This window comes from Microbulbifer okhotskensis, from assembly GCF_023895975.1.
Taxonomy (GTDB): Bacteria; Pseudomonadota; Gammaproteobacteria; order Pseudomonadales; family Cellvibrionaceae; genus Microbulbifer; species Microbulbifer okhotskensis.
The window spans coordinates 1-3,795 of the sequence record NZ_JALBWM010000196.1; the positions used below are offsets into that span (position 1 = coordinate 1).

The window sequence follows — 3,795 nt, forward strand, 5'->3', positions numbered from 1 at the left end:
TATTTTAGGTCTATTCTGTTCGTTTTTACACCGATTTATATGGGACAGCCCTGCCCCAACTATGGACCATGAAATCAATTTGAAACCCGACTACCAAACCGCAGGACTTTAACTTGACAATCAATTTAAAACTCCACTTCAAACCGTTGGGCCGTGGGTTGTAGGATTCAAAGATCAGTGCGGGCTCAACCCGAAAGAACGCCAAAATGGAAGATAACTAACTTAAAAGGGCCTCTTTCATGCGGCTGAGGCGGCGGCAAAGATCCCGCAGGTAGGCACGTTTACGGAACCAGCCTCTAATACCCGTAGAAGGCTTCTCCTGGGCGGTGGCTAGATGCTGGTAAAGATTCAGCAAGCGCTCTACGTTGCGCACCAGTAAGCGGAAACGACTAGCTTTACCATTGCGCAGCAGTAGACGGTAAAAGGGAAGTGGGCGGTTCAAAACCGACATCATAGCGTTTTTAGATCTCGGGGCGCGCTGGGCTCTGGTTATAGACTGGGCTCTGTACACTCACTGCTTTATCCAAGGGCGGGCATTGCTCGCCGGTTGTGTTGGGGTGGGGCTTATAAAAACCCCTTCTCAGGAAAACTTAAATTGGCCTCGCCGCCGATAATGATGTGATCCAACACCAGGATTTCCACCAAGGCCTGCGCCTGGTTTAGGCGCTCGGTCAGTCAGATATCCGCCTGGCTGGGATCAGGCAGGCCGCAGGGGTGGTTGTGGGCGATGATCACTGCTGCCGCATTCAGCTCTAAGGCGCGCTTGACGATTTCACGGGGGTATACATTGGAGGCATTGATGGTGTCCTGGAACTCTTCGCGGTAAGCAATCACGCGGTGCTGGGTGTCGAGATAGATCACAGAGAAAACTTCGCGCTCTAGTGTGGCCAGGTTCAGCAGCAGGTAATCCACTACCGCACGCAATATATGTAAAATTCGATTTTTTCCTGCCAACCGACTTGCTGATAGCTAAATGCCATGGATGTACTCTGAACAAACCCAATTCGGGCTTAACTAAGCAAAAGGAAATGAAAATGGCTAAATCAAATTCAAACAGCGGCGATCGTGGTCCTTCAAGTCACCCTGGTCCGGGCGGTAACTGGCCAAGCACTACAGGTAATCCTTCTGGTGGTGGTCGTGGAAACGGACCTGCTAAGGGTAAATAAGCCTTAGCAAATGGTCGGCTTCCTCGCGAAGCCGACCGTACTGGGAGGATTGAAATGAGACGATATAGCAATGACAAAGACATTAATCAGGAAGTTAGAATGCTGATCAAATCGGGGGGAAGGTAAAAAACGGTAGCAAGTATGCAAGAGTCATATCACCTGACCGTCCCTTCAACGCCTAGCGACCGTAGAGCCTGGCTGAATTTTAGTCGAGATATAAGAAACATTATCAACAAACAGGGAATGTTGAATGCCTGCTGATTACCCATACCCAACGCCCTTTGAGATGCTTCGGTATCTCCTGCGCAGTTTTGATTTCAAGCTGCAGCAGAAAGATAAGAAGCGCCTGGACGAGATGACGGCAAAGGGGGTTTATGATCCAAGGGCGTTTGACATTGCCCTTGAGCAGTATTTATCGAATGTCGCTGATAAATTTATCGGGCATACCGCTGCCGATCAGATATCGAAGTCTTTAGCTCAATTCATTAGTAACTACCTATACAACGTCGCCGGAGCATTTCCAGCGGACGGCTTAAGCCGAGAGTCTGTTCTGGATATTCTAATCAGAACGGGCATCAAAGATCGGGTAATTGGTTTTGTTGTGGCATTCAATAATGAATTTGGAGGGCCTCACCCAAGCTTCTGGTTTTCTTCTGATTCAGGATCCGTCGATGCGCTGTTTACCTGGCTCTCTAATAATGAACCACACTGGGATGCGTACTTGGCGAACATCGATAAGGAACGTCGAGATATGATTGCAGCGTGGAGAAGAGGTAACGATCTACCTTCTGCACAATCCCTATATTTGTTGTCACAGCCAAATACCCCAAATGACAAAACCCCAATTTTGATAAATTGGGACCTGATCAAACCATTGCTTTTTCTTGCCCGCTCATGTGACTTTATTAAGCGGGATGAGCTTGGATGTATTCTTATGAGCGAAGCTAGACTGGCTTTGTGGGGCGCAGAAAGTAAGGCCGACATTGATGAAGAAATCAGATCAATACAGGCTGGCTTATTACAATCACTGGGCCCGGCTGGAAGTCATATTGCTCGGCTTCAGTTTGAACTGAGGCGTACCGTCGAGAAATCAGAACCCGAACAATATCAACGCATCATTCCAGAAGTCCGAGATCTGATTAATGCATCAGAAAAGTTTCAGCAGACTGATTATTGGGTCGATTGGCATGATGCCCGATGGCACGTATTCTCAGGAAATTTAAAGAAGGCCAATGAGCTTTACAAAAACGCATTTGAAAAGGCCGCGTTTGTTGCCGGAGAAAATCAAAAGTATATTGCCGAGGAAGCGATTGTTGTTGCAGCGTGCCAGCCAAAGCCAGATAAGGTCTTTCTCAAGCAGATTAAGTGGGTGCAGGTAATCTTTGGATACGATATCCCATCAATAACAAGTTCAGAACCATCCCAGAAGGTATTGGACAACATTGAAGAATGGGAGATCGACCTTTGGCGATCAAGCTTTGATCTGGTGTTTCCTAAAGCAGGCCTTTTCCCAGGGGTAGAATGTAAACCGTCGATGACAGCACGAGGTCCGTTGGTTTTGGGTCCGTCAGAAGTAAAGCCGGATTACAGATATCCAAACCGCACCATAAAAGTAGGCGATACCTGGCAGAGAGCCATGCCCCAACTTGTTTGGTTTGCGCTGAACGAAGATGTTGAAGTTTGTCGAAATCTGATTGAAAAGGGAGCCGACGTTAATGTTAAGTCCGAGGTTGGGGATACGCCTATTTTAATGGCGCTTGAGGCCCTCAACGTCACTGAGTTTAACGAAGCTAATATCATTTTCGGCGGCCCCATATACCGTACACTCAATGATGAAACATTTAAATTGATCAGCATCGCTTTGCATGATGCAAAGACTATCAACACCAGGACTCAAAAGAAAAGACTATTACCTATTATTTCGGCTGTCGAATCAGGTCGACTTGACATTGTTGAGGCTATTTTGAAAATGGGAGCAGACCCTAACGGCCGTGGTAAAACTGATGAGCAAACAGCCCTAAATGTTTGCTTGAAGCTAATTGGTATACTCAAAGATCCAAAGCTCTGTAAAAAGCACCAAAGCTCTATGCCAGTTACGCCCGAAGCGCTGGATTCAATTCGGCGTCAAACCCAAGGCCTATCGAGTTTTACTCTAGACCACCAAAAGAAGTCTTTCGACAATTCCATCGGTATAGGCCTGTATGGACCTATTCAACAACTCTGCATTGATATTAAGTATAAAAATATACATCAGCATATGAATGTAGGTGAGCTACGATGCATCGCTTCACTGTTAATCAATAGCGGTGCCAATGTTAACGCCGAGCACGCCAGTCCTGTTAGAGGATACACGCCACTGATGTTAGCTGTTGAACTGGATGAAAGATCGATTTTTGAGCAGATGCTTATAAGTGGAGGAAGTATTAAGAAAACTTACAGAGACCCAAGAACAGGTCGAGACATTTCAATTATGGAGATCGCAAAGCACTTTAGATCAAGAGGCGTCGAACAAGTCTTGAAAGATATCTCGCCATATACAACTATTGGTTAATGAAAATTAATTTTCGAAGAATTTGCTAGATTGCCAACATAAGCGACACACGCTTACCCACTAGAAATTCCAGCGGGC

The 3,795-nt window shown here is 46.4% G+C and carries 2 protein-coding genes and 1 pseudogene; 1 reads left to right on the plus strand and 2 read right to left on the minus strand.

Going from position 1 to position 3,795, the window contains the following annotated elements:
- Positions 1–217: 217 nt before the first annotated feature.
- Together MO867_RS20895 and radC are read right to left on the minus strand one after the other, a co-directional pair.
- Positions 218–442, minus strand: a complete 225-nt coding sequence (locus MO867_RS20895; RefSeq protein WP_252472712.1) for a hypothetical protein — start codon at positions 440–442, stop codon at positions 218–220.
- A 122-nt stretch (positions 443–564) separates the two neighbouring features.
- A pseudogene (gene radC, locus MO867_RS20900) lies at positions 565–912 on the minus strand (RadC family protein).
- A gap of 504 nt (positions 913–1,416) precedes the next feature.
- On the opposite strand from radC, the gene MO867_RS20905 reads away from it, so the two are divergent.
- Complete coding sequence (locus MO867_RS20905) at positions 1,417–3,717, plus strand: ankyrin repeat domain-containing protein (protein WP_252472714.1); 2,301 nt, start codon at positions 1,417–1,419, stop codon at positions 3,715–3,717.
- The last annotated feature ends 78 nt before the right edge of the window (positions 3,718–3,795 follow it).

Bases quoted from the DNA above. Each gene is read 5' to 3' on its own strand.
- MO867_RS20905 (WP_252472714.1), top strand. From the start codon at position 1,417: ATGCCTGCTGATTACCCATACCCAACGCCCTTTGAGATGCTTCGGTAT.